Origin of the sequence: Kitasatospora sp. NPDC056184 (assembly GCF_042268405.1) — a bacterium.
Classification (GTDB): Bacteria; Actinomycetota; Actinomycetes; order Streptomycetales; family Streptomycetaceae; genus Kitasatospora.
The window spans coordinates 191,111-214,384 of the sequence record NZ_JBHJUI010000004.1 but is presented as its reverse complement, the minus strand read 5'-3'; the positions used below and the strand labels follow the sequence as shown (position 1 = coordinate 214,384).

Below are 23,274 nucleotides of genomic sequence, written 5' to 3'. Positions count from 1 at the left end.
ACCGTTCAATTCTGGTCAGTTGGTCCCTGTTCGAACCTTCAGTGCCGTCCCGGCACCGGCGCCACAGCGGCCACAGAGCGCCGCGGGCCGCCGAGACAGCCGTCCGCGTACACCGGGCGCGGCGCGGCCACCGCGACGAACGGGCCCCGCGTCGACCCGTCCCCGGTGTCGGCGATGTCGACGGTGCGGTCGCACTCGGAGAGCGCATTTCTATTACTCTCAAAACGATCGTATCCATCTCGATAGTTTCGGGAGTACTACACTCATCGGCGGGAGATCCGCGAGGCGACGGGCGAGAGGAGCGGCGACGATGGCCGAGGAGGGACGGGCCGAGGTGCCCACCCGGACCCTGGTGGAGGGCATGGTCCGGGCGGACGGCACCATCGACGCCGGTGAGCTGTACGGGGTCGCGGGCGAGCTCGGGATGACCGACCAGCAGGTGCGCCTGTGCATCAAGCGGATGGCCGCCGACGGCCTGCTCGTCCAGGAGGGGCGCGGCCGGCGCGCGGTGCTGCGCGAGACCGATCACGCCCGGCGGACCGCGGAACCCGAGGTCGAGTTCGTCCGCCACATGTACGCCCAGGACGCCGGGCTCGCCCCGTGGGACGGCCGCTGGCACCTCGTCGCCTTCGCCGTGCCCGAATCCGCCCGCGCCGCGCGGGACGCCCTGCGGGAGACCCTGGTCCGGCTCGGCGGCGCGGCCGTCCAGGGCGGGGTCTACGTCAGCGCCAACGGCTGGGAGCCCTACGTCGAGGCCGAGCTGGACCGCCTCGGCGTCCGGGACTGCGTCACCCTGCTCACCAGCACCGATCTGCGCGTCGGCGGCGAGGACGACCCGCTCGCCGTGGCCCGCCGCCTCTGGCCGCTCGACGACCTGGCCGAGGGCCACCGCCGGCTGGCCGCCCTCGCCGCCGACCGCCTCGCCCGGCTGACCGCCGCGGCCCCGGGCGGCGCGCCCACGCGGGTCGAACAGCTCGCGATCGCCGTGGAACTGGCCGCCGAGTTCACCCGCGCGACCGCGCCGGACCCGCTGCTGCCGCCCGAACTCCTCCCCCGGCCCTGGCCCGGCGCCGAGGCCCGCGCGCTCGCCGCCGACTGCTGGCGCCTGCTGCGCCGCGCCGCGCAGGACGCCCCCGAACCCGGCCCCCGGTTCTTCCAGCGCTACGACGCGCTCATGGCCGAGATCACCGGCGAGGCGCGGACGGCCTGAACACCGGGACGGGGGCGGGACGGGGACGGGGGCGGGGACGGGAGCGGCGGTGACCGGCCGGGCGGGTCAGCGCTTGACGGCCACCCCGCCGTACATCGCGATGTTCTCGTCGCGGACCGGCGCGGCGCCGGGCTCCGGGTGCCAGTGGTGGACCAGGGTGACGCCCGGGTCCAGAAGCTCGTAGCCGTCGAAGAAGGCGAGCGTCTCGGCCCGGTCGCGGATCTGCAGCGGGATGCCCCGGGCGTTGTACTCGCGGCCCACGCCGCCGACGCCGACCGGGTCGGTGTCGCCGGTGAAGACGGTCAGCGCCAGGAAACTGCCCGGCGCCAGACGCTCCATCAGGCGCCGGACGATGCCCTGCGGGTCGTCCTCGTCGAGGACGAAGTGCACGATCGCGATCAGCGAGAGCGCCACCGGCCGGGAGAGGTCCAGGACGTCGCGCAGCCGCGGCGAGTCCAGGATCGCGTCGACGTCCCGCAGGTCGGCGTCCAGGTAGGCGGTGCGGCCCTCGGGCCGGCTGGACATCAGCGCGCGGGCGTGGGTCAGCACGATCGGGTCGTTGTCGACGTACACCACGCGCGACTCCGGCGCCACCTCCTGGGCGATCTCGTGCACGTTCGGCGAGGTGGGTATGCCCGCGCCGATGTCCAGGAACTGCCGCACACCGTGCTGTTCGGCGAGCCGGCGGACCGCCCGCTCCATGAAGCTGCGGGTGCTCCGCATCGAGGTCGGCAGGGCCGGCCAGGCCTTCACGGAGGCGTGCGCGGCGGCCCGGTCCGGCTCGAAGTTGGTCTTGCCGCCGATGAGGTAGTCGTACACCCGTGCCGAGTGCGGGACGTCCATCCGCAGATCGACCCCCGTCCAGCCGTCGTCGCCCCGCTCGCCCGACACCCAGTCAGCGCGTGTCATCGCCGCCCCACTTCCCGATCCCCGTTGCCGTACCGTTCGCGCCCCGCCGGCGCTCCGCCCGCGCCAACTCCACTGGCGGAACGCCTTGGTGCGCATGGTAACCGTAACCCGGGCGACGACGGCCGGCCGGGGCCTCAGCTCTGCCCGAACAGCGCCGCGAAGGCTGCCTCCAGGCCGCTCACCGCCGCGGCCAGCACCGCGACCGCGCGCAGCGCGTCGGCCACCGTGCGGACCCGGCGGCGCAGCGGCCCCTCGCGGGGCTCGTCGAGGGCCGTCTCGTCGAGGATCTGGGCGAGTGCGGCGTCGGCGTCCTCGGCGTCCGCCTCCGGTACGGCGCCCGGCTGTTCGGCGCGCAGCCGGGCGAGCGCGGTGCGCAGCGCCCCGGCCGCCGTCCGCAGCCCCTCGGGGCCGCCCGGGCCCGCGGCCCCGGCGGCGTCGGCGCCGATCGAGACGGTGGCGCCCCGGCCGCCGGCCACGTGGCCGTGCACGGTGGAGCCGACCACCTGGACGCCGCCGTCGTTGCGGTTGCCGCCCGGCGGCACCTGCGGCGGTTCGGTCATGTTCCCTTTCCTTCCGCCAGGTTGACATGGGATCCGGCTCCGCCGGCGACCGGTCCGTGCACGGTGGAGCCGACCACCTGGACACCGCCGTTGTTCACGTTGGTGATGCTCTGGGCCTGCTTCTCGAAGGCGCCGCTGTCGTAGCCGCGCGCCCGCAGTTCGTCGCCGACCGCGCTGAACACCCGCTGGGTGACGGTGTTGAGGAAGCGCTGCACGTCGTGCGCCTGGAAGATGTTCTGGAACTCGTCCGACGCCCCGAGCTCGCGCACGCTCAGCCGGGGCGCGTAGTCGACCGCGTAGCCGGACCGGACCAGGTGTCGGTAGCGGGCGGCGAGCCGGGCCGCGCGCCGGCTCGACGCCCGGACCTCCCGGAGCTGGCCCACCGCGATCCCGACGTCGCCCACCAGGGAGCGCGCGGACCAGCCGAGCGCGTTCCACAGGTGTTCCCGGTCGGAGCGGTGACCGAGCAGGTCGATCACGTGGTAGGCCTGCGCCACCGGCCCCAGCGCGTAGGGCAGCCACTCCAGGTAGAGCAGCCCGCCGCGGGTCGTGGCCCGGACCAGGACGGTGACCACCACCTCCTCGTGCCAGGAGCCCACCCGGATCGCCAGGTAGTGGCGCAGCCGCTCGTGCCCGGCGCGGCTCAGCAGGTCCGCCCAGGCGGGTTCGAGCAGGACCTGCCCGCCGTCCCGGCCGGACATCGCGCCCAGCCAGCTGTCCGGGTCGTCGTGGCGCAGGCTGGGCCGGAACACCCGGTCGGTGACGGTGAGTCCGCGCAGGGGGTCCTCCGGGTAGGCCGGGTCGTGCGCGAGCGCACGGACCCGGGTGGCGACGGCGCGGTAGAGGGTGGCGGCGTCGATCGGGGCGGGGGCCCGGCCGTCGGCCGTCCGGGCGGCGGAGGGGCGCAGTTCGAAGGTCATCCGCCAGCTGTTCCCGGGCACGCCGAGGCCGACCAGCGGCGCCTCCCGGCGGTAGAGCAGCTCCGGTCCGCCCTGCTGCTCGCGCAGCCGCTCGTACAGCCAGGCCGTCCGGACCCCCTGGGGCTCCGGTGGCGGGACGGCGTCCGGGTCCGGGTCGGCGAAGGCCGCGAGGCGGACCCGGATCCGGTAGCGGAGCGCGGCGGTGACCAGCCACAGCAGCACGAGCACCAGGAGGGCGGAGACGCCCTGGTCGCGCAGCAGGTACCAGAAGTAGCGCGGGTCGAAGAACCCGGTCCCGTCCCCGGTGAGCTCCGACAGTCCGGGGAGGTAGTCGTAGTCCCGCCAGATCCGGAACTCGTCGTGGCCCAGCAGGACGAGGCGGGCGGCCAGCAGCACGCCGGCCGCCGCCAGCAGCCGCCGCGCGAGGCCGGCGCCGCTCGCGCCCCGTGCCTGGCCCCGGGGAACACGCCGGGCGGCCTCCTGGCGCTCGACCTCCAGCCGCTCGACCTCCAGGCCGAGGCGATGGTCCAGCCGGCCCGTGCCGCCGCCGCTGAAGAGTCCCAGCAGGGCGACCACCGTGAGGGCCAGCACGGCGGTGGGCACCCCGAAGAACGGGGAGCCGAGGACGAGGACGAGCAGGCAGAGCGCGCCGGTCCCGGCCTCCCAGCGGCGGGCGGTGAGGGCCTCGTGCAGCACCCGGACCAGGTCGGTGCCGGGCGAGGGGGCGGGGACGCGGAAGGAGTGCTCGACGAGTTCCTCGATCAGCCGCGCGCGGAAGCGCCGGTCCAGCCAGGCGGCGGCGCACAGGTAGCGGGTGGCGTCGCCGGGGAGCGGGCCGGCCTGCCGGCGCAGGTTCTCCGGCGTCGCCGGCACGGCCGGCCCGGCGGGCGGCTCCCCGGCCGGGGGCGGCACGGCGGACCCGGCGGTCGGCGGCGGGACCGGGTGGACCGGGTGGACCTGCGCGTCCTGCGGCAGGGGCCGGACCGGTCCGAGCGGGATCGGGGCCGGCGGCGGATACCCCGGTGGCGGGGTGGAGGGCCGCGGCGGCGGAGACGGCGGTGGCCCCTGTGACGGAGGTGGAGGCAGGTTGCCACTGTCCACGATTCCCCCATTTCCCGGCTCGCCTTCTGGCGAACGAGCTTGGCCGGTGGAGCAGTTGACATTCCCGCTGGACGGCCTGCGACACCCGCCGACGGGTAACGGTTCGGCTCCGGCGGGTGACCCGTGCAGGAAATTGGAGTTTTGGAGTCGTATTCGATAGCTTTTCGAACGTGAGGCTGACCAAGAGCACCGACATCGCCCTCCGCATCGCCATGCGGCTGGCCGTCCTCGACGAGGAGGCCAACCCGACCACCCGCGAGGTGGCCGAGGCGGTCGGCGTGCCGTACACCCACGCCGCCAAGGTGGTCAGCCGGCTGCAGCACCTGGGCGTGGTGACGGCACGGCGCGGCCACGGCGGGGGCCTGTCCCTCACCGCGGCCGGCCGCACCGGCTCGCTCGGAGTCCTGCTGCGCGAGCTGGAAGGGGTGGGTGACGTGGTCGGCTGCGAGGACGACCCGCCGTGCCCGCTGCGGTCGGCGTGCCGGCTGCGGGGAGCACTGCGCACCGCGCAGGAGGCGTTCTTCGCCACCCTCGACCCGCTCTCGGTCGGCGCCCTGGTGACCGCGCCGACCGGGCCCGTCCTGCTCGACCTCACCCTGGGACCGGGCCTCACCCCGAGACCCGGAACCGCCGCCGGCCCCACCGGCTGACACGCTCCGGCACTCCTCGACGCACCACCCGCAGTTCCGTACCACCCGCAGTTCCGTACCACCCGCAGGTCCGCACGGCCCGCAGTACCGCACCTCCCCACGCCGGCCCGGGCATCCGCACGGCCGAAAATACGACTCTCAGATACCAATTTGGAGCGCATCCCATGCTGTCCGCCAAGTCCGCCGAGGTCGTCGAAGCCACCCTGCCCGTCGTGGGCGGTGCGATCGGCGACATCACGCCGCTCTTCTACGAGAAGATGTTCGCCGCCCACCCGGAGCTGCTGCGCGACCTGTTCAACCGCGGCAACCAGGCCAACGGCAGCCAGCGGCAGGCGCTCGCAGGCTCGATAGCCGCCTTCGCGACCGCACTGATCGCCGCCCCGGACAGCCGTCCGGACGCCCTGCTCGCCCGCATCGCCCACAAGCACGTCTCGGTCGGCATCAGCAACGACCAGTACCGGATCGTCCACGAGCACCTGTTCGCCGCCATCGTCGAGGTGCTCGGCGAGGCCGTCACCCCCGAGGTCGCCGCCGCCTGGGACGAGGTCTACTGGCTGATGGCCAACGCGCTGATCGCCATCGAGGACCGGCTGCGCGCGGAGTCCGCCGCCGCCCAGAGCACCGACCCGGCCGACCTGTGGCGCCCCTACACCGTGGTCGCCCGCTACCAGGAGACCGACGACGTCACCACCTACCTGGTCCGCCCGGCCGACGGCAAGCCGCTGCCGCCGGCCGCGCCCGGCCAGTACGTCTCGGTGCGCGCCGAACTCCCGGACGGCGCCCACCAGATCCGCCAGTACAGCCTCTCCGGCGCCCCGGACGGCGCGCTCCAGTTCAGCGTGAAGCGCGCCACCGCCGAGGTCGCGGGCGGCCCCGCGGGCGAGGTCTCCAACCACCTGCACGAGACCGTGCGCGCCGGCGACGTCCTCGACCTCGCCCCGCCGTTCGGCGACGTCGCGCTCGCCGAGGGCGACGGCCCGGTGCTGCTCGCCTCGGCCGGCATCGGCAACACCCCGATGACCGCGATGCTGGCGAAGCTCGCCGCCACCGGCTCGACCCGCCGGGTCGTCACCGTGCACGGCGACCGCGACCAGCTGTCGCACGCCTTCCGCGCCGACCTCAACCAGCTGACCGGCAAGCTGGCGAACGCCGCCTCGCACGTCTTCTACGAGCGGCCGCTCGGCGACTGGCCGGCCGAGCGCACCGGTCTGGTCGACCTGTCGACGGTCGAGGTCCCGGCGGGCACCACCGCCTACCTCTGCGGCCCGCTGCCCTTCCTGCGCGCCGTCCGCGGCCAGCTCCTCACGGCGGGCGTCCCGGCCGCCGACATCCACTACGAGGTGTTCGGCCCGGACCTCTGGCTCGGCCAGGACGCCTGACCCCGGAGGTCCCGCCCCGGGGCGGGACCTCCGGCCGGGGGCGCCCCCCCCCCCCCCCGGGCGGGGGGGGGGCCCCCCCCGGGGGGGCCCGGCCCCCCCCCCCCCCCCCCGGGGCCCCCCCCGGGGGGGGCCCCCCCCGCCGGCCCCCCCCCCCGCCCCCGGGGGGGGGGGGGCGGCGCGCCCGGCGTGGTGCCCTGCCGCCCCGGCCCCCCGCTCGGTACGATCACCGGCGGGCCGGCCCCGTCGACACCGACCGACACCGACACGGATCGACGCCGACCGGCACCGATACCACCACCGGACCGAGGCACGGGAGGACCGTTGCGCGTCGCGTTGTTCGCCACCTGTGTCAACGACGCGCTGCTGCCGTCCACCGCGATCGCCACCGTCCGGCTGCTGGAACGCCTCGGCGTCGAGGTCGACTTCCCGGCCGCGCAGAGCTGTTGCGGCCAGCCGCAGTACAACAGCGGGTACCGGAAGGCCTGCGAGCCGCTGGTCCGCCGCACCGTCCGGGCCTTCGCCGGCTACGACCACGTGGTGGCGCCGTCCGGCTCCTGCGTGGCCATGGTGCGCGACGCCCACCCCCGGATCGCCGCCCGCGCGGGCGGCGCACTCGCCGCGGACGTCGCCGAGTTGACGCCCCGGGTGCGCGAGCTGGCCGAGTTCCTCACCGACGTGCTGGGCGTCGAGGACGTCGGCGCGTGGTTCCCGCACACGGTCGCCTACCACCCCTCCTGCCACGGGCTGCGGCTGCTCGGCCTCGGCGACCGCCCGCTGCGGCTGCTGCGCGCCGTGCGCGGCCTGGAGTTGGTCGACCTGCCCGAGGCCGAGGAGTGCTGCGGCTTCGGCGGCACCTTCGCCGTCAAGAACCCGGCGGTCTCGGCCGCGATGGCCGCCGACAAGACCGCCAACGCCCTGGCCACCGGCGCCGAGGTGCTGTGCGGCGGCGACAACTCCTGCCTGCTGCACCTCGACGGCACGCTGCGCCGCCGGGGCGCGCCGCTGCGGACGCTGCACCTCGCCGAGATCCTCGCCAGCACCGAGGCCGAGCCCTGGCGGGCGGAGGCGTGAGCGGAACCTTCCTGGGCATGCCGCCCTTCCCGCGGGCCGCCGCCGTCGCCGTGCGGGACGAGCGGCTGCGCGCCAACCTGCGGCACGCCACCCGCACCATCCGGGAGAAGCGGGCCCGCGCCGTCGCCGAACTCGCCGACTGGGCCGAGCTGCGCGCCGCCGCCAAGGCCGTCAAGGACCGCACCCTGCGCGAACTCGACCGCCACCTCCTCCGGTTGGAGGAGCGGGTGACCGCCGCCGGCGGCACCGTGCACTGGGCCGCCGACGCCGCCGAGGCCAACCGGATCGTCACCACCCTGGTCCGGGCCACCGGCGAGCGGGAGGTGGTCAAGGTCAAGTCCATGGCCACCCAGGAGATCGGGCTCAACGAGGCGCTCGCCGAGGCCGGCATCCGCGCCTACGAGACCGATCTCGCCGAGCTGATCGTCCAGTTGGGCGACGACCGCCCCTCGCACCTGCTCGTCCCGGCGATCCACCGCAACCGCGGCGAGATCCGGGAGATCTTCGCCCGGCGGATGGCCGACTGGGGCCGCCCGGCCCCCGACGGGCTCACCGACGAACCCGCCGCACTCGCCGAGGCCGCCCGGCTGCACCTGCGGGAGAAGTTCCTGCGGGCCCGGGTCGCGGTCTCCGGCGCCAACTTCATGATCGCCGAGACCGGCACCCTGGTGGTCGTCGAGTCCGAGGGCAACGGGCGGATGTGCCTGACCCTCCCGCGCACCCTGATCTCGGTGGTCGGCATCGAGAAGGTCCTGCCCGACTGGCGGGACCTGGAGATCTTCCTGCAACTGCTGCCCCGCTCCGCCACCGCCGAGCGGATGAACCCCTACACCTCGCTGTGGACCGGCACCCACGCCGACGGCCCGGGCGGCGACGGGCCCGAGGAGTTCCACCTCGTCCTGCTCGACAACGGCCGCACCGACGCGCTCGCCGACCCGGTCGGGCGCCAGACCCTGCGCTGCATCCGCTGCTCGGCCTGCCTCAACGTCTGCCCCGTCTACGAACGGGCCGGCGGACACGCCTACGGCTCGGTCTACCCGGGGCCGATCGGCGCCGTCCTCACACCCCAACTGCGCGGCACCAAAACCCCGTTGGACGCCTCGCTGCCGTACGCCTCGTCGCTCTGCGGGGCCTGCTACGAGGTCTGCCCGGTGGCCATCGACATCCCCGAGGTGCTGGTCCACCTGCGCGAGCGGGTCGCCGGGCAGCGCGGCCACCGGCTGGAGCGCGCCGCGATGGCCGCCGCCGGCTACGTGCTCGACCGCCCCGCCCTGCTGCGGGCCGCCGAACGGGCCGCCGCCCGCACCCGCCGGCTCCACCCGCGCCGCCTCCCCGGCCCCGGCCGGGCCTGGACCGACACCCGCGAGCTGCCGGCCGTCCCGCCCGAACCGTTCCGCGACTGGTGGCGGAGGAACCGCACATGACGAGCCCGCCACCCGCCGCCGGCGGCTCGCGCGACCTGGTCCTCGCCCGGATCCGGGCCGCGGTGCGCTCCGGCGCACCCGAGGAGCAGCCGCCCGTACCGCGCGACTACCTGCGCAGCCACGTCCCCGCCGACGACCCCGACGCGCTGCTCGACCTGCTGCAGCACAACCTCGCCGACTACCGCGCCCTGGTCCACCGCTGCACCGCCGACCGGCTGCCGCTGCTGCTCGCCGCCCTGTTCGAGGCCCGCGGTACCCGCACGGTGGCCGTCCCGCCGGGCCTGCCGCCCGACTGGCTCGGCGTCACCCGCGCCCGCGCGCTCCCGGACGACGGCCCCGAGGGCCCGCTCACCGCCGCCCGGCTGGAGACCGTGGACAGCGTGCTCACCGGCTGCGCCCTGGCGATCGCCGAGACCGGCACCCTCGTCCTGGACGCCGGGCCGGCCCAGGGCCGCCGCCTGCTCACGCTCGTCCCCGACCACCACGTCTGCGTGGTCCGGGCCCCCGAGCAGGTGGTCGCCTCCGTCCCGCTGGCCCTCCCCCGCCTCGACCCCGTCCGCCCGCAGACCTGGATCTCCGGGCCCTCCGCCACCAGCGACATCGAACTCAGCCGCGTCGAGGGCGTGCACGGCCCCCGCACCCTGGAGGTCGTCCTGGTGACGGCGGGCGGGTGACGGCCGGCACCCGCCCGCCGGGCGGTGTCAGGAGGGTCGGAGCTCCAGCGTGCAGCACTTCGGGCCGCCGCCGCCCTTGAAGAGCTCGGAGAGGTCGACCGGTATCGGCTCGTAGCCGGCGTCGGCCAGTTGGGCGGCCAGGGACTTCGCGGCCTCCGGGAGCAGCACCCGCCGGCCGTCGGAGACCGCGTTCAGGCCGAACACCTCGGCGTCCTCCCGCTCGGCGAGGACGGCGTCCGGGTAGAGGCTGCGCAACAGCGCCTGGCTGTCCGGGGTGAACGCCTCCGGGTAGTACATGATCTGGTCGTCGGCGAGCACGGCCAGCGCGGTGTCCAGGTGGTAGAAGCGCGGGTCCACCAGGTCCAGGCTGAGCACCTGGAGGCCGAAGACGTCCCGCGTCTCGGCGTGCGCGGCCGGATCGGTGCGGAAGCCGGAGCCCGCCAGCACCCGGCGGCCGACCAGCAGGTGGTCCCCCTCGCCCTCGTTGACGTGCGCGGCCCGCCGCACCTCCCGGTAGCCGCCGGCCCGGAACCAGGACTCGTGGGCCTCGGACTCGGCGGCCCGCTCGGCGTGCCGGAAGGTCGCGACCAGGACCCGGCCGTCGAGCACGGTGGCGCCGTTGGCCGTGTACACCATGTCCGGCAGGCCGGGCACCGGGTCGATCAGCTCGACGGTGTGGCCGAGCTCCTCGTACAGCGCGCGCAGCCGCTCCCACTGGCGGACGGCGAGCGTGGTGTCGGTCGGCTGCGAGGGGTCCATCCACGGGTTGATCGCGTACTCCACGGTGAAGTACGTCGGACGGCACATGAGGTAGCGCCGCGGCCTCGCGGTGCGCTCCGGGAATCGGGTGGGCATGCGGCGACCTCCGCCATCGGGAACGTGCTCGGGACGGGACTGGGACCGGACGCGGGCCGTCGGGAACGGGGCGCGGGTGACGGCCGGCACCGGCGCCTCGCGGCCCAGAGGGCGGCTGCCCCGGCGGGACCGTTCGCACACCCGGGCCGGCCGACCGGACGGCGCAACTCCCCCGCGCACCCGGCGCGTCCGCCCGCGCGTCCCCGGCGCACGAGGGCGCGCACCAGAACACGTGGCCGATCTCACGTACCGCCACCGGCCACCTACGGTGGCGTAGGTCACTTCAGAAGGTGAACTATCTCTTTCATGCCGAACCTCCAGGAGACCCTTGACCTCAATTCGTACGTCGCCCTCGGGGACAGCTTCACCGAGGGGCTGAACGACCCCGCGGCCGACGGCGCCTTCGCCGGCTGGGCCGACCGGCTGGCGGTGCTGCTCGCCGCGGACCGGCCGCCGGGCGGGTTCCGGTACGCGAACCTCGCGGTGCGCGGCCGGCTGCTGGACCAGGTCGTGGCCGAGCAGGTGCCGCAGGTCCGCCGCATCCAGCCGGACCTGGTGACCTTCTGCGCCGGCGGCAACGACATCCTGCGGCCCGGCAGCGACCCCGACGAGGTCGCCGAGCGGTTCGAGGCCGCCGTCGCCCAACTCGCCGACTCGGCGGGCACGGTGCTGATCTGCACGGGCTTCGACACCCGCGGCGTGCCGCTGCTCAAGCACCTGCGCGGCAAGATCGCCACCTACAACGGCCACATGCGGGCGGTCGCCGACCGGCACGGCTGCACGGTGGCCGACCTGTGGTCGCTGCGGGCCGTCCAGGACCGCCGCGCGTGGAGCGAGGACCGGCTGCACCTGTCCCCCGAGGGCCACCAGCGGGTCGCCCTGCTGGCCGCCCGCTCGCTGGGCCTGCGCACCGCGCAGGACCCGGAGGCGCCGTGGCCGTCCGCCCCGGTGCTCTCCTCCGCCGAGCAGCGCCGGGAGAACCTCCAGTGGGCGCGCGAGTTCCTGCTGCCGTGGGTCGGCCGCCGGCTGCGCGGCGAGTCCTCCGGCGACCACGTCGAGGCCAAGCGGCCGGAGCTGCTGCCGCTGTGACGAGGCCGTTCCCGGCGAAGCCCTTCTCGACGACGCCGCCCTGACGGAGCGTCAGGCCGCCCGCGCGCCCCGGTGCGCGAGGGCGGCCAGGGCGGCGCCGACGAGGTACCAGAGCAGGTCCGGCGGGTTGAAGGTGCTGCCGAGCACCAGCCGCGCGAGCGCGCTGTGCCGGGCCAGGTCGTCGGGGACGCCGGTGAGCTGGAACAGTTCGACGGCCCAGCTCAGCCCGGCCGCCCAGACCGCCGCCGCCCACGGCCGCAGGCGCGGCGCGAGCAGCACCACGAGCGTGTACAGCAGCACGGTGTAGAGCGCGTCGCCCGCGTACTTGGCGGCCGCACCGCCGGCCACCGCCCGCACACCGAGCCCCGCCGCCACGCTCAGCGCGGCCGCCGCCGCGGCGAGGCCCCGGACCGCCCACCGCCCCCGAAGATCGTCCATCACCGCACCCTAGCCGCCCGCCCGTCCCCGCCGCCGCGGCGCGTCCCGGAACCGTCCGCGGCCCCCCGGCGTCCCTCCCTGCCGAAGGGCCGCGCGGGCGGCCCGGTAGCCTGCTGGCCGGTCCGCACGGGGCCGGGTCCGCGCAGGCCGCGGGCGGGAACGACTTCAGAACAGGGCGGGGCGCAGTGACGCAGCTGACCGAGACGGCGATCGGGTCCGGAATACCGGCGGACGTGGCGTGGGCCGGTCCGGAGCCCGGGCGGCGGTTCACCGTCGAGGGGTTCGCCCCGGGCCGGGACGGCGGCGCCCGTGCGCGCGGCAAGGCCCTGCGCGACCGCAGCCCGCGCGAGCGGCACGCCGAGTTCGCCCCGGCCGCCGACCGTCCGACCGCCGTCGAGGCGATCGAGGCCTCCAACGCGGGCCGCCTCGCCGAGCTGGTGCCGATCCGGCTCGGCCGGATGGCCGCCACCCCGTTCGCCTTCCTGCGCGGCTCGGCCGGACTGATGGCCGCCGACCTCGCCGGGACGCCGACCAGCGGCACCGTCGCCCAGCTCTGCGGCGACGCGCACGCCGCCAACTTCGGCCTGTACGGCGACGCCCGCGGCCGGCTCGTGATGGACATCAACGACTTCGACGAGACCGTGCCCGGCCCGTGGGAGTGGGACGTCAAGCGCCTCGCCGCGAGCCTGGTGCTGGCCGGCCGGGAGATCGGCGCGGACGAGGCCACCGCCCGCCGGGCCGCCTTCGACGCGGTCGGGGCGTACCGCCGCACCATGCGCACGCTGGCCAAGCTGTCGGCGCTGGACGCCTGGAACGCCGTCGCGGACGACCAGCTGGTCTCCTTCGCCCAGGCGCACGACCTGGCCGAGGTGCTGGAGAAGGTGGGCGCCAAGGCGCTCGGCAACACCGGCGCGCGCTTCGCCGCCAAGTCCACCGTCCGCTCCGAGGAGGGCGGTTGGCGGTTCACCGCCGCGCCCCCGGTGCTCGGCGAGGTGACGGACGCCACGGCCGCGGCGGTCGCCACCGCGCTCGGCCCGTACGTGCGCACGGTGCCCGCCGAGCTGCACCCGCTGCTGGCCCGCCACCGGGTGCAGGACGTGGCGTTCCGCGTGGTGGGCACCGGCAGCGTCGGCACCCGCTCGTACGTCGTGCTGCTGACCGACCACCGCGAGCAGCCGCTGGTGCTCCAGGTGAAGGAGGCCAGGCCGTCGGTGCTGCTGCCGTACCTGGCCCGGGCGGGGTACCCGGTGACGGCGCCGGACAGCCACGAGGGCCGCCGGGTGGTGCTCGGCCAGAAGCGGATGCAGGTGGTCAGCGACACCCTGCTGGGCTGGACGACGGTGGACGGGCTCCCCTACCAGGTGCGGCAGTTCCGCAACCGCAAGGGCAGTGTGGACCCGGCGGCGCTGCTGCCCGCCCAGCTGGACGACTACGCCCGGATCACCGGTGCGCTGCTCGCCCGCGCCCACGCGCACACCGCCGACCCGGGGGTGATCACCGGCTACTGCGGCAAGAACGAGGCGCTGGACGAGGCGGTGGCGGCGTTCGCGGTGGCGTACGCGGACCGCACCGAGGCCGACCATGCCGACCTGGTGGCGGCAATCCGGGCGGGCCGGCTGCCGGCCGAGCACGGCGTCTGAACCGACCCGGCCGGGCCCGGACGCACCGGGCCCGGCCGTCGGCCGCCGCTCGACCCGCCGCTCGACCCTCCGGTCGACCCGGCGCTCGACCCTCCGGTCGACCCGGCGCTCAGCCGGACGCCCGGCCCGAGGCCGACGTCCCCTCCCGGGCGGCGGGCTCCGCCGCCGTCCCGCCGGCCGCCGCCGCGGCCTCGCGGGCCGCCTCCTCGCGCGCCGTCGCCCGGCCCGCCAGGACCGAGGCCACCACCGCGAGCGCGGCCACCGCCGCGCAGACGCCGCTCGCCCACGCGTACGCCGACCGGTGCCCGCCGCCCCCGCCGGTCGCCCGCAGGTAGACCCCGGAGAGCGCCGAGACGCTGACCGCCGCCGCGATCCGCTGGGCCATCTGCAGGATCGCCCCGCTCACCCCGGCCGCCTCGGCCGGCGCGTGGCGCAGCACGAAGGCCTGGTTGGACGCCCCCATCAGCCCGATCGAGGCCCCGCCCAGCAGTTGCAGCAGCGCGAGCAGCCAGGGCAGCGAGCCGGCCGGCGCCCACATCGCGACCAGGCCGCCGGTCAGCATCGTCAGCGCCGAGCCGGTCATGCCCGCGGTGACGGTCCGCCGGCCGAAGCGCCGCACCACCCGCCAGGCGACCGCCGAGGCGAAGCCCATCGCGACCGCCGAGGGCAGCGCCACCAGGGCCGCGCCGATCGGCGAGAGGCCGAGCCCGTCCTGGAGGAACATGGTCAGCACCAGCCCGGCGGCCAGCGAGGAGCCGAACTGGGCCATCGCCACCGCCGTGCCCAGCGCGTACGGCGCCGAGCGGGTCAGCGCCGGGTGGATCAGCGGGTGGCCGCCGGCCCGGGCGTAGCGGCGCTGCCACCCGACCAGCGCGCCCAGCAGCACGGCGGCGGCGGCCGCGAAGCCGAGCCAGCCCGTCCAGCCGGGCGGCTGGACGAACGGCAGCATCAGCGCCAGGGTCAGCGCGCCGACCAGCAGCAGCCCGACCAGGTCCAGGTCGGCGTTGCGGGTGCTGGGGCGCGGGCGCGGCAGGTGGCGGGCCGCCAGCACCACGGTGGCGAGCCCGAACGGGACGTTCAGCAGGAAGGTCAGCCGCCAGCCGTGCTCCGGCCCGACGGCCGCGAGCACCGCCCCGCCGACCGGGGGGCCGAGCGCGAAGGCGAGGCCGCCGGTGACCGCGTACATCCCGAGCGCCCGGGCCCGCAGCTGGCCGCGGAAGACGTCCTGGAGGGTGCCGATCATCTGGGAGTTCACCAGTCCGGCGCCCGCGCCCTGGAGCAGCCGGGAGGCGACCAGCACCCCCGGCTCGGTGGCGGTCGCGGAGAGCAGGCTGACGACGGTGAACAGGGCGAGGCCGCCGACGAAGAACCACTTGCGGCCGCGGACGTCGCCGAGCCGTCCGCCGGGGATCAGGGCCAGGCCGAAGGCGAGCGAGTAGCCCGCCACGATCCACTGCAGGTGCGCGGGCTGGGCGTGCAGCGACTCGCGCAGCGCGGGGATCGAGGTGTTGAGCACCGACTGGTCGAGGAGGGTGGTGAACCCGCCCGCGACGCAGACCAGCAGCACCCGCCGCCCGGCCGCGTCGAACCGCTCCTTGACCGGTGCCCCGGGTATCGCGGCGTTCCCGCTCACGGCTCGACCACCACCAGGGCGTACCGGGCCGGGGCCGGTCCGGGGCAGCGGAAGCGGGTGGTCCGGGGGACGAACCGCAGGCAGTCGCCGGCCTCCAGCAGCTGCTCGTCGCCGTCGACGGTGAGCGCCAGCCGGCCCTCCAGCAGCCAGAGGTGGTGCTCCCGGTCGCCGTCGCAGGGCTTGTCGTAGGCGATGTCGCCGCCGGCCGGCAGCCGCCCCTCGATCACCTCGGCCCGCAGCGAGCCGTGCGGCGGGGAGACGGAGCGCCGGACGAACCCGGTCGCCTCGTCCCGCCAGACCCGCTGGTCGGCTGCCCGCACCAGTCGCGCGGGCGCCGCCTCCACCTCGGCGAGCAGCCGGGACATGCTCCGCCCGTACACGGCGCAGAGCCGCCCGAGCAGCGCCGCCGTCGGGCTCACCTCCGCCCGCTCGACCCGCGACAGCGTCGAGCGGCTGACCTCCGCCCGCCGTGCCAACTCCTCCAGCGTCCAACCGCGTTCGACCCGCAACTCGGCGAGCCGCTCCGCCAACCGCTCGTCGGCGGCCGTGTCGATTCCCATATCCGTGATGCTATCCCGAATATGGGATCATCCTCTCTAGAGCAGCTTCCTCAGGCGCGCCTCCAGGGCCACCAGCTCCGCCTGCTGGCGCTCCTCGGCCTTCACCAGGTACGGCGTCACCGCGGTCAGCGTGCCGATCAGACCCGTGACCAGCGGCCGCGGGACCGGCATCCGCCCGTTGAGGGTGTGGAGCAGGTCGACGTCCTCCCCGAACGCCCCCGCGAGCTCCCCCAGGACCTTCCGGTCCACCTCCTCCGGCATCCCGGCCACCACGGGGATGTACCGGGACAGGCCCTCCCACCGGGTCCGCACGTCCTCCAGGACGGCCGCCTGCAGCTCGACGGCCAGGGTGGCCCACTGGTCGGCGCTCGGCTGGACGGCCGGGATGCCCGCGAAGGCGGTCCGGAGCGTGGCGACGGCCTCCCGCTCCTCCCACCGGTCCTCGCCCACCAGCGCGTGGACGACCTCCCGCCCCCTCCGGCCGAACCGCTCCGCCGCCGGCCGGGCGGCCGTCGCCTCGACCAGCGCGCCGAGCACGAGGTTGGCCAGCGCCAGCGGCCCGCGGTTCACCACGGAGCGCGGGATCCGCAGGGCCCCGGAGGCCAGGTCGTACGCGATCCGGTCGCCCTCCTCGGCCGGCACCGGGTCGATCCGGTCCACCGCGTGCTTCAACTCGCTCAGGTAGCCGAACAGTTCGGCCACCGTCCCGCGGTCCTCGGCGCCCAGGCCGACGGCCCCGTCGCGCGGGCGCCGCTCGCCGATGAACCCCCAGAGCTCCAGCCACTGCTCCAGCGCGAGCAGCGGGGCGTGGTGCTGCCAGACGGACCACTCGGGCGTGTTCCACCGGGCCTCGCCGAAGGCGACACCGGCGAACGCCGCGCAGTCGCTGGCGCGGACCCAGGCCCGGTTGACCACGATGTCCAGCCAGGCCAGCGCGGAGCCGAGGGTGGTGACCCCCTCCCGCCGCAGCAGCCGCCCGCGCTGGGCCGCCACCCGGCCGAGCACCTGGTACTGGCCCCAGGCGCCCTCGTCGCGCTCGGCGAGCAGGGCGGCGGCCTCGGCATAGGTGTCGGCGTTGTCCTGGGCGAGCACGGCCGGCAGGTGGCCCCACGCCCAGCCGGTGCGGTACGCGTAGTCCTTGACCGGGTGCGTCAGGCCCTCCTTGAGGCCGTGGGAGAGCTCGTGCACCAGGGTGAGCGCCCGGGCGGTGAGCGTGCGGGTGCCCGGGCCGACCATGCCCGGGCGGAGCTGGACCTCCAGCACCGAGGGGAACGGGCCGTCACTGATGACCGCGCTCGCCCCCGTCGTGTCGGGCAGGTCCTCCCGCACCACGAACCGCAGCTCGCGCATCCGGTGGCCCAGCACGGCGAAGCGCTGGTGGAACAGCGTGTAGTCGGGCGCCGGCCCGGGGCCGCTCAGCACGGTGGTCCCGGCCAGTTCCACGGCGGTGCCGAGGGAGACGATCCGCTCGACCCGGCCGATCAGCGCTTCCAGCACCTCCTGCTCGTCGGCGTTCAGGGCTCTGCTCACGTGGTCCTCCGCGTTCCGTGCGCGAACCGGCCTTCCCGAGGGACCGGTTCGCGCGGCAATGTCCGAGTCGCATGCTGTCGGGCGGCGATGGACAACGAATAAACGCGGGACTCCCGGCGCCCGTCGGCCGCGGGCCGGGAGGGGCGCGCCGCCCGTCGGGGGTTCAGAGCAGGCAGGCCGACGATCATATGATGTGCGCGATCACGGGTCCGGGTGGCCCGCGCGAGACACGGGGGAACCACATGTTCGGCATCATCAGACCGTGCCGCCACCGCCTCTCCGAGCGGTTGCAGGCGAGCTGGATGGCCCACCTCTGCGGGCTCTGCCTGGCCCTGCGGGACGACCACGGGCAGTTGGCGCGGACCGCCACCAACTACGACGGGCTGATCATCTCGGTCCTGGTCGAGGCCCAGGCCGCCGCCGGGGACGGCACCGGGCGGCGGACCGCCGGCCCGTGCCCGCTGCGCGGCATGCGGACCGCCTCCGTCGCACAGGGCGAGGGCGCCCGGCTGGCCGCCGCCGTCTCGCTGGCGCTCGCCTCGGTGAAGATCCGCGACCACGTCGAGGACCGGGACGGCGTCTTCGCCCGGCGGCCGGTGGCGGCGGGCGCCCGGGCGGTCACCCGGCGCTGGGACCGCAAGAGCGCGGGCAGCGCCTCGGTGGTCGGCTTCGACACCGCCGTCCTGCTCGACGCGGCCGCCCGGCAGGGCGCGTTGGAGCGCGCGCTGCCGGTCGGCGGGTCGGTGCTGCTGGTCACCGAGCCCACCGAGACCGCCACCGCCGCCGCCTTCGCGCACACCGCCGCACTGGCCGGCCGGCCCGCCAACGCGGCGCCGCTGGCCGAGGCCGGGCGGCTGTTCGGGCGGCTCGCGCACCTGCTGGACGCCGCCGAGGACCAGGAGGCCGATGCCGCCGGCGGCGCCTGGAACCCGCTGACCGCGACCGGAACCGACCGCGCCGAGGCCGAACGGCTCTGCCGGGACGCCGTGCACGGCATCCGGCTCGCCCTGCGGGACGTCGAACTGGCCGACCGCACCCTGGTGCACGTCCTGCTCGCGCACGAGACCGAGCGCGCCGTCGAGCGGGTCTTCGGCCGGGCCGGCCACACCGCCTGCCGGGTCGGGGCCGAGGGCGGCGACGGCGGCCCGCTCGCCGCCAACCCGTACCAGGCGCCGCCGCGGCACGACCCGAACCAGCCCCCGCCGCAGGACCCCGGCGCACCGGTCCCGCCCTGGGTGCCGCAGGGCCCCGGCTTCACCCCGCCGGGCGCGCCGCCGCCCAACCGTCGCAACCTGCTGGCGGGTTGCGCCATGTGGGCGCTGATGGGCTGCACCTGCCAGCTGCTCTGCTGCAACCACGACGACCCGTTCACCGGCGAGCCCCGCGAGGGCTTCTGCGCCCGGCACGACTGCGGCGACTGCTGCGAATGCGGCTGCGACGGGTGCCAGTGCTGCGGGGAGAACGCGGGCTGCTGCAGCGACTGCGGCTGCTGCGACGGTTGTGACGGCTGCGGCTGCGACTGCTGAGCACACCCCTCGGGAGCACACCCACAGGTGGAGCCGGCCCCGGCCCGACGGCGTCCCCGGAGGCCGGGCCGGCTCCCCCTCGCGGCGTACCGCCGCTCCCCCGGCGGAGCGACGTGCCGGAGCCCGCCCGGAACCTAACGTGGCGTCATGTCGAAGAACCGACGGTGGCGTTCCGCCGCCCTGACGATCATGTCCACCACCCTGGTCCTGGCCCTGGCCGGTCCGGCCTCCGCACTGGCCGGTGCCGCTCCGGCCGCCGACTCCGCCACGACCGTGAGCGCCGCCCACTCCTCCGGACCGCGCGTCCCCGCGCCGACCGCGCACCGGCCGGTCGGGACGACCTCCGCCCACCTGGTCGATTCCAGCCGCCCCGACCCGTGGCGCGCCGATGCGCCGACCCGCGAGCTGATGGTCACCTTCTGGTACCCCGCGAACTCCGCCCGGGGCATCCACCCGCCCTACGTGTCACCGGAGTTGTCCCTCGCCCTGTACGGCCTGGAGCAGCCCTCCACGGTGCGGGCCAACGCGGTGGCCGACGCCCGCCCCGCCCCCGGCCGACACCCGCTGATCCTGCTCTCCCCCGGCTTCGGCATGAGCCGCACCACGCTCACCGCCCTCGGCGAGGAGTTCGCCGCCCGGGGCTACGCGGTGGCCGCCGTCGACTCCACCTACGAGACCTCGGTGGAGTTCCCCGGCGGACGGATCGAGTCCTGCCGGGCCTGCGGGCAGGAGGGCACGGACCCGGAGTTCGGCGCGAAGTCCTCCCGTGCCCGGGCCGCCGACCTGCGCTTCGTCCTCGACCGGCTGACCGCCCCCGGGCGCGGCGGCCCGGTCCGCGGCCTGAGCGTGGACGCCTCGCGGGTGGGTGCCGCCGGGCACTCGCTCGGCGGGGCGGCCGCCCTGGAGGTGATGCGCGAGGACCCGAGGATCAAGGCCGCGGCCAACCTGGACGGCAGCATCTGGATCCCGGCCGGGGACGACACCGGGCGCCCGGTGCTGCTGTTCAGCGCCGGGGTCGGCGCCTCACCGGAGGCCACCGGGAACTGGGAGGACAACTGGACGCGGTTCACCGGCCCCCGCTACTGGGTGGACCTGCCCACCGGCGGGCACCTGTCGTTCACCGACGACCACTGGCTGATCGACAACCTCGGCCTGCGTGACCAACTGCCGCCGGGGGCCTACGGGGAGAACTTCGGCACCGTCGGCGGGAACCGGGCGCTGGCCGCCACCCGCGCCTACCTGGGCGCCTTCTTCGACCGGCACCTGCTCGGCCGTCCGGCCCCGCTGCTCGACCGGCCCTCGCCGCGGTTCCCCGAGGTCCGCTTCACCAAGTAGCCCGCCGAGCACGGTCGTTCGACCGGAGTCGCCCGTCCGCGCGCCGCGCTGCCACAGCGGCAGCACCGCGACGCGCGCGGCCGGGCGGCGCTCATCCATCGCGGCCCGGCCCCGTGGCGGTGCGGCGGTCGGCCGCCAGCGAGTCCTCCAGCCGGGCCAGCAGCACCCGGAACCGGTCCGCGTCCTCGGCCGTCATCCGGCCCCCCTCGGCCGGGGCCCGCACGCCCCGGTCCCCCGTCGTTCCCTCGTTCATGCCCCGACGGTAGGGCCTGACGATCAACGCCGGATAAACGGAACGCCGCGTACCCCTGTCAGGGCCGGTCAGGGCCGGCCGAGGACCCGGTCCACCGCGATCTCGATGACCACCCGGTCCGGGTTCACCCGGGGCTCGCGGTAGCGCTCGGCGTACCGGCGCTCCGCGTCCGCCACCGCCTCCGGCGCGTCGCGGACCACGGCCACGCCCTCCAGCGTCGACCAGCGCGCCCGGTCCACCTGGCAGACCGCCACCCGCTGCCCGGCGGCCCCGGCCTCCAGGACGTTCCGCACCTTCCGGCTGGTGCGGCTGCTGATCACCCGCGCGAGGCCGGTCCCCGGATCGAACGTCACCCCCACCGGCACCACGTGCGGCGACCCGTCCGGGCGCCGGGTGGTGAGGGTGGAGATGTGCCGCTCCCGCCAGAAGGCGAGGAAGGCGTCGTCGAGCGCGCGCGGGTCGTGGGCCATGCCCGCGATCGTACGTGCCCGGGCCCGGCGGACGGCCGCCGGGCCCGGGTCGCGGCCGGAGCCGCGCTCCCGCGCGGCTCAGTGGCCGCGGGCGAGCCACTCCGGGAGGGCCGGGGCCTCGGCGCCGATGGTGGTCGGGTCGCCGTGGCCGGTGCGGACCACCGTGTCGGCCGGCAGCGTGAGCAGCCGCTCGCGGATGGAGTCGATGATGGTCGGGAAGTGCGAGAACGAGCGGCCGGTGGCGCCCGGGCCGCCGTGGAAGAGGGTGTCGCCGGTGAACACCGTGCCGAGGTCCGGGGCGTACAGGCAGACCGCGCCCGGGGCGTGGCCGGGCGTGTGCAGCACGGTCAGCGCGGTGCCGGCGACCTCGATCCGCTGCCCGTCGGCGAGCTCGCCGTCCGGGAGGCGGTCCGGGTGGGTCAGCTTCCACAGCGGCAGGTCGTCCGGGTGGAGCAGGACCGGCGCACCGGTGCGCGCGGCGAGCTCCGGGGCGGCGTCGATGTGGTCGTTGTGCGCGTGGGTGGAGACGATGGCGAGCAGCCGGCGCCCGGCGAGCGCCTCCTCGATCGCGGCGGCGTCGTGGGCCGCGTCGATCACCACGGCCTCGGTGTCGTCGCCGACGATCCAGACGTTGTTCTCCACCTCCCAGCTGCCGCCGTCGAGGTCGAAGGTGCCGGCCGTGACGAGCCGGTCGACGCGGGCGGTTCCGGTGCTCACAGGACCACCACCGAACGGAGCACGTCACCGTGGTGCATGCGCTCGAAGGCCTGCTCCACCGCGTCCAGCCCGATGGTCTCGCTGACGAAGGCGCCGAGGTCCAGGCGGCCCTGGAGGTAGAGGTCGATCAGCATCGGGAAGTCCCGCGAGGGCAGGCAGTCGCCGTACCAGGAGGACTTCAGCGCACCGCCGCGCCCGAACACGTCGAGCAGCGGGAGCTCCAGCTTCATCTCGGGCGTCGGCACGCCGACCAGGACGACGGTGCCGGCCAGGTCGCGGGCGTAGAAGGCCTGCTGGTACGTCTCCGGGCGGCCGACCGCCTCGACGACCACGTCCGCGCCGTGGCCGCCGGTCAGCTCGCGGATCGCCTCGACCGGGTCGGTGGCCTTCGAGTTGACGGTGTGGGTGGCGCCGAGCTTCTCGGCGGTGGCCAGCTTGCGGTCGTCGATGTCCACCGCGATGATCTTCGACGCTCCGGCCAGCCGGGAGCCCAGCACGGCCGCGCCGCCGACGCCGCCGCAGCCGATCACGGCGACCGTGTCGCCGCGGCCGACGTTGCCGGTGTTGATCGCGGCGCCGATGCCCGCCATCACGCCGCAGCCGAGCAGCCCGGCGACGGCCGGGTCGGCGGCCGGGTCCACCTTGGTGCACTGGCCGGCGGCGACCAGGGTCTTCTCGGCGAACGCGCCGATGCCCAGGGCCGGGGACAGCTCGGTGCCGTCCAGCAGCGTCATCTTCTGCTTGGCGTTGTGGGTGTTGAAGCAGTACTGGGCGCGCCCCCGCTTGCAGGCCCGGCACTGGCCGCAGACGGCGCGCCAGTTGAGGACGACGAAGTCGCCGGGGGCGACCTCGGTGACGCCCTCGCCGACCGTCTCCACGATGCCCGCGGCCTCGTGGCCGAGCAGGAACGGGAACTCGTCGTTGATCCCGCCCTCGCGGTAGTGCAGATCGGTGTGGCACACGCCGCAGGCCTGGATCCGCACCACCGCCTCGCCCGGCCCGGGGTCGGGTACGACGATCGTCGTCACCTCCACGGGCGCGCCCTTGGCGCGTGCGATCACTGCCTTGACCTGCTGGGCCATCCGGTTCCACCTCCGTCGGCCGGTGCCGCTCTGCACCGGCGTGACCTGCGTCGACGCGGTCGGTCGACACGAGTCGGGTGACTCGCCCACGAAGCGTAACGCCCGGGGCGGCGGGGAGCCGGGGAGCGTCCCCGGTGATCCGGCTCACCGCGGCCGCCCGGCCGGCCGCCGGGCTCGGGGAGGTCGGCGGGGTGCGCACCGGGGCGCGTGGTCGCCGCCGAGCGCCCCCCGCTGCGGGCACACCCTCA

22 protein-coding genes are annotated in these 23,274 nt (G+C 75.9%); 10 read left to right on the top strand and 12 right to left on the bottom strand.

From position 1 onward, the window contains the following. The first annotated feature begins 310 nt into the window (after positions 1 to 310). Positions 311 to 1,210: a PaaX family transcriptional regulator C-terminal domain-containing protein gene (locus tag ACFC0B_RS10885; protein WP_376084710.1), complete on the top strand. Its 900-nt coding sequence runs from the start codon at positions 311 to 313 to the stop codon at positions 1,208 to 1,210. A 66-nt stretch (positions 1,211 to 1,276) separates the two neighbouring features. Here the strand turns inward: ACFC0B_RS10885 and ACFC0B_RS10880 are convergent, their stop codons facing one another. From ACFC0B_RS10880 to ACFC0B_RS10870, 3 genes are all read right to left on the bottom strand, one after another. After that, on the bottom strand, positions 1,277 to 2,119 hold the full coding sequence (locus ACFC0B_RS10880; RefSeq protein WP_376084708.1) for an SAM-dependent methyltransferase: 843 nt from the start codon (positions 2,117 to 2,119) through the stop codon (positions 1,277 to 1,279). A 134-nt stretch (positions 2,120 to 2,253) separates the two neighbouring features. Then, positions 2,254 to 2,679: a hypothetical protein gene (locus ACFC0B_RS10875; RefSeq protein WP_376084706.1), complete on the bottom strand. Its 426-nt coding sequence runs from the start codon at positions 2,677 to 2,679 to the stop codon at positions 2,254 to 2,256. After that, positions 2,676 to 4,472 carry a hypothetical protein gene (locus ACFC0B_RS10870; RefSeq protein ID WP_376084704.1) on the bottom strand — a complete coding sequence of 599 codons (1,797 nt, stop codon included), beginning with the start codon at positions 4,470 to 4,472 and terminating at the stop codon, positions 2,676 to 2,678. The genes ACFC0B_RS10875 and ACFC0B_RS10870 overlap by 4 nt, the downstream gene beginning before the upstream one ends. Positions 4,473 to 4,870: 398 nt before the next feature. Here ACFC0B_RS10870 and ACFC0B_RS10865 point away from each other — a divergent pair, with 398 nt between their 5' ends. From ACFC0B_RS10865 to ACFC0B_RS10845, 5 genes are all read left to right on the top strand, one after another. Continuing rightward, positions 4,871 to 5,350, top strand: a complete 480-nt coding sequence (locus ACFC0B_RS10865; protein WP_376084702.1) for an RrF2 family transcriptional regulator — start codon at positions 4,871 to 4,873, stop codon at positions 5,348 to 5,350. 164 nt (positions 5,351 to 5,514) lie between these two features. Continuing rightward, on the top strand, positions 5,515 to 6,729 hold the full coding sequence (locus ACFC0B_RS10860; RefSeq protein WP_376084700.1) for a globin domain-containing protein: 1,215 nt from the start codon (positions 5,515 to 5,517) through the stop codon (positions 6,727 to 6,729). Between the two features lie 321 nt (positions 6,730 to 7,050). Next, a complete protein-coding gene (locus ACFC0B_RS10855; RefSeq protein WP_376084698.1) occupies positions 7,051 to 7,800 on the top strand; it encodes a (Fe-S)-binding protein in 750 nt (249 codons plus the stop codon). After that, positions 7,797 to 9,224, top strand: coding sequence for a lactate utilization protein B (locus ACFC0B_RS10850; protein ID WP_376084696.1), 1,428 nt, complete (start codon positions 7,797 to 7,799; stop codon positions 9,222 to 9,224). Before ACFC0B_RS10855 ends, ACFC0B_RS10850 begins: the two co-directional genes overlap by 4 nt. Beyond that, positions 9,221 to 9,898 carry a lactate utilization protein C gene (locus ACFC0B_RS10845; protein ID WP_376084694.1) on the top strand — a complete coding sequence of 226 codons (678 nt, stop codon included), beginning with the start codon at positions 9,221 to 9,223 and terminating at the stop codon, positions 9,896 to 9,898. Before ACFC0B_RS10850 ends, ACFC0B_RS10845 begins: the two co-directional genes overlap by 4 nt. A gap of 27 nt (positions 9,899 to 9,925) precedes the next feature. Here the strand turns inward: ACFC0B_RS10845 and ddaH are convergent, their stop codons facing one another. Continuing rightward, entirely contained in the window at positions 9,926 to 10,753 is an 828-nt protein-coding gene (gene ddaH / locus ACFC0B_RS10840) for a dimethylargininase (protein WP_376084692.1), read from the bottom strand. 306 nt (positions 10,754 to 11,059) lie between these two features. Between ddaH and ACFC0B_RS10835 the strand changes: the two genes are divergently transcribed. Then, a complete protein-coding gene (locus tag ACFC0B_RS10835; protein ID WP_376084690.1) occupies positions 11,060 to 11,842 on the top strand; it encodes an SGNH/GDSL hydrolase family protein in 783 nt (260 codons plus the stop codon). Between the two features lie 51 nt (positions 11,843 to 11,893). On the opposite strand, the gene ACFC0B_RS10830 is transcribed toward ACFC0B_RS10835, so the two are convergent. After that, positions 11,894 to 12,280 carry a DUF2809 domain-containing protein gene (locus tag ACFC0B_RS10830; RefSeq protein WP_376084689.1) on the bottom strand — a complete coding sequence of 129 codons (387 nt, stop codon included), beginning with the start codon at positions 12,278 to 12,280 and terminating at the stop codon, positions 11,894 to 11,896. Between the two features lie 185 nt (positions 12,281 to 12,465). On the opposite strand from ACFC0B_RS10830, the gene ACFC0B_RS10825 reads away from it, so the two are divergent. Further along, positions 12,466 to 13,920 (top strand): DUF2252 domain-containing protein, encoded by a 1,455-nt coding sequence (locus ACFC0B_RS10825; protein ID WP_376084687.1) that lies wholly within the window; start codon positions 12,466 to 12,468, stop codon positions 13,918 to 13,920. Between the two features lie 109 nt (positions 13,921 to 14,029). Here ACFC0B_RS10825 and ACFC0B_RS10820 read toward each other — a convergent pair whose 3' ends face one another. The 3 genes from ACFC0B_RS10820 to ACFC0B_RS10810 are packed head-to-tail and all read right to left on the bottom strand — an operon-like array spanning position 14,030 to position 17,643. Further along, on the bottom strand, positions 14,030 to 15,553 hold the full coding sequence (locus tag ACFC0B_RS10820; RefSeq protein WP_376084685.1) for an MFS transporter: 1,524 nt from the start codon (positions 15,551 to 15,553) through the stop codon (positions 14,030 to 14,032). Continuing rightward, a complete protein-coding gene (locus tag ACFC0B_RS10815; RefSeq protein ID WP_376084683.1) occupies positions 15,550 to 16,113 on the bottom strand; it encodes a helix-turn-helix domain-containing protein in 564 nt (187 codons plus the stop codon). The genes ACFC0B_RS10820 and ACFC0B_RS10815 overlap by 4 nt, the downstream gene beginning before the upstream one ends. 36 nt (positions 16,114 to 16,149) lie before the next feature. Continuing rightward, a complete protein-coding gene (locus ACFC0B_RS10810; protein WP_376084681.1) occupies positions 16,150 to 17,643 on the bottom strand; it encodes a hypothetical protein in 1,494 nt (497 codons plus the stop codon). 242 nt (positions 17,644 to 17,885) lie between these two features. On the opposite strand from ACFC0B_RS10810, the gene ACFC0B_RS10805 reads away from it, so the two are divergent. Further along, positions 17,886 to 19,169 carry a DUF5685 family protein gene (locus ACFC0B_RS10805; protein WP_376084679.1) on the top strand — a complete coding sequence of 428 codons (1,284 nt, stop codon included), beginning with the start codon at positions 17,886 to 17,888 and terminating at the stop codon, positions 19,167 to 19,169. A gap of 147 nt (positions 19,170 to 19,316) precedes the next feature. After that, entirely contained in the window at positions 19,317 to 20,504 is a 1,188-nt protein-coding gene (locus ACFC0B_RS10800; protein ID WP_376084677.1) for an alpha/beta hydrolase family protein, read from the top strand. Between the two features lie 91 nt (positions 20,505 to 20,595). Here the strand turns inward: ACFC0B_RS10800 and ACFC0B_RS10795 are convergent, their stop codons facing one another. The 4 genes from ACFC0B_RS10795 to ACFC0B_RS10780 all read right to left on the bottom strand — a co-directional run bounded on the left by ACFC0B_RS10795 (position 20,596) and on the right by ACFC0B_RS10780 (position 23,026). After that, positions 20,596 to 20,757, bottom strand: coding sequence for a hypothetical protein (locus ACFC0B_RS10795; RefSeq protein WP_376084675.1), 162 nt, complete (start codon positions 20,755 to 20,757; stop codon positions 20,596 to 20,598). Between the two features lie 68 nt (positions 20,758 to 20,825). Beyond that, on the bottom strand, positions 20,826 to 21,227 hold the full coding sequence (locus ACFC0B_RS10790) for a pyridoxamine 5'-phosphate oxidase family protein (protein ID WP_376084673.1): 402 nt from the start codon (positions 21,225 to 21,227) through the stop codon (positions 20,826 to 20,828). A 78-nt stretch (positions 21,228 to 21,305) separates the two neighbouring features. Then, complete coding sequence (locus ACFC0B_RS10785) at positions 21,306 to 21,944, bottom strand: MBL fold metallo-hydrolase (RefSeq protein ID WP_376084672.1); 639 nt, start codon at positions 21,942 to 21,944, stop codon at positions 21,306 to 21,308. Beyond that, positions 21,941 to 23,026: an S-(hydroxymethyl)mycothiol dehydrogenase gene (locus ACFC0B_RS10780; RefSeq protein WP_376084671.1), complete on the bottom strand. Its 1,086-nt coding sequence runs from the start codon at positions 23,024 to 23,026 to the stop codon at positions 21,941 to 21,943. The genes ACFC0B_RS10785 and ACFC0B_RS10780 overlap by 4 nt, the downstream gene beginning before the upstream one ends. Between the last annotated feature and the right edge of the window lie 248 nt (positions 23,027 to 23,274).

Coding starts and splice junctions, on each gene's coding strand:
- ACFC0B_RS10790 (WP_376084673.1), bottom strand. CDS start 21,227: ATGGCCCACGACCCGCGCGCGCTCGACGACGCCTTCCTCGCCTTCTGG.
- ACFC0B_RS10815 (WP_376084683.1), bottom strand. CDS start 16,113: ATGGGAATCGACACGGCCGCCGACGAGCGGTTGGCGGAGCGGCTCGCC.
- ACFC0B_RS10880 (WP_376084708.1), bottom strand. CDS start 2,119: ATGACACGCGCTGACTGGGTGTCGGGCGAGCGGGGCGACGACGGCTGG.
- ACFC0B_RS10845 (WP_376084694.1), top strand. CDS start 9,221: ATGACGAGCCCGCCACCCGCCGCCGGCGGCTCGCGCGACCTGGTCCTC.
- ACFC0B_RS10805 (WP_376084679.1), top strand. CDS start 17,886: ATGTTCGGCATCATCAGACCGTGCCGCCACCGCCTCTCCGAGCGGTTG.
- ACFC0B_RS10780 (WP_376084671.1), bottom strand. CDS start 23,026: ATGGCCCAGCAGGTCAAGGCAGTGATCGCACGCGCCAAGGGCGCGCCC.
- ACFC0B_RS10860 (WP_376084700.1), top strand. CDS start 5,515: ATGCTGTCCGCCAAGTCCGCCGAGGTCGTCGAAGCCACCCTGCCCGTC.
- ACFC0B_RS10795 (WP_376084675.1), bottom strand. CDS start 20,757: ATGAACGAGGGAACGACGGGGGACCGGGGCGTGCGGGCCCCGGCCGAG.
- ACFC0B_RS10885 (WP_376084710.1), top strand. CDS start 311: ATGGCCGAGGAGGGACGGGCCGAGGTGCCCACCCGGACCCTGGTGGAG.
- ACFC0B_RS10875 (WP_376084706.1), bottom strand. CDS start 2,679: ATGACCGAACCGCCGCAGGTGCCGCCGGGCGGCAACCGCAACGACGGC.
- ACFC0B_RS10800 (WP_376084677.1), top strand. CDS start 19,317: ATGTCGAAGAACCGACGGTGGCGTTCCGCCGCCCTGACGATCATGTCC.
- ACFC0B_RS10830 (WP_376084689.1), bottom strand. CDS start 12,280: ATGGACGATCTTCGGGGGCGGTGGGCGGTCCGGGGCCTCGCCGCGGCG.
- ddaH (WP_376084692.1), bottom strand. CDS start 10,753: ATGCCCACCCGATTCCCGGAGCGCACCGCGAGGCCGCGGCGCTACCTC.
- ACFC0B_RS10835 (WP_376084690.1), top strand. CDS start 11,060: ATGCCGAACCTCCAGGAGACCCTTGACCTCAATTCGTACGTCGCCCTC.